Source organism: Corallococcus sp. 4LFB (assembly GCF_046520365.1).
Classification (GTDB): Bacteria; Myxococcota; Myxococcia; order Myxococcales; family Myxococcaceae; genus Corallococcus; species Corallococcus caeni.
The window spans coordinates 1-749 of record NZ_JBKGHJ010001155.1 but is presented as its reverse complement, the minus strand read 5'-3'; the positions used below and the strand labels follow the sequence as shown (position 1 = coordinate 749).

The following is a 749-nucleotide window of genomic DNA, read 5'->3' as shown; positions in this document are numbered from 1 at the left end:
TCCACCGGAGGTCTCCTCCAGGTTGAGCGTGAGGTCGAACTTGGCGGTGGTGCTCCGGGTCGGCAGCGGCTCCAGGTGCAGGCCGGGGAGCGCCGGCGCCGCCATGGGCGCGTTCTGGAGGACGAAGAGGACCTGGACGAGAGGCGTGTGGCTCAGGTCACGCGCGAGATGGAGCGCATCGACAAGGTGCTCGAAGGGCAGTTCCTGGTGCGCGTAGGCCTCCAGGCAGGTGGCCTGCACGCGACGCAGCAGGGCGCGGAAGGAGGGCTGTCCTGCGAGGTTCGCGCGGATGGGAAGCGTGTTGACGAAACAGCCGATGAGCGCCTCGGTTTGACCGAGGGTCCTGTTGGCGATGGGAGTGCCGACGACGAAGTCATCCTTGGCGCAGTAGCGCTGGAGGAGGACCTGGAAGGCAGCCATCAGCGTCATGAAGAGGGTGACTCCCTCCTCCCGGCTGAGCGCCTTCAGGGCCGCCGTGAGCTCCATGGGGAGTTGAAGCGGCTGAAGCGCGCCACGGCTCGAAGCGAGCGCGGGACGCGGGAAGTCCGTGGGCAGCTCAAGGACCGTGGGCACGTCCGAGAGCTGGCGGGTCCAGTAGTCCAGCAGCGGTTGACGAGCCGGGCCCTGGAGCCACTCCCGCTGCCAGAGCGCATAATCGGCGTACTGGATGGGCAGTGCGGGCAGGGAGGCCGGCTCACCACGCGATGCGGAAGCGTAGAGCGCGGCGACCTCCTGGACGAGCACGCCCA

General features: G+C 68.4%; 1 protein-coding gene. It reads right to left on the bottom strand.

What is annotated here, in order from left to right; genetic code table 11:
- On the bottom strand, positions 1-749 hold a 749-nt coding region (locus ACLEQD_RS44665), incomplete at both ends, for a condensation domain-containing protein (protein WP_410391961.1).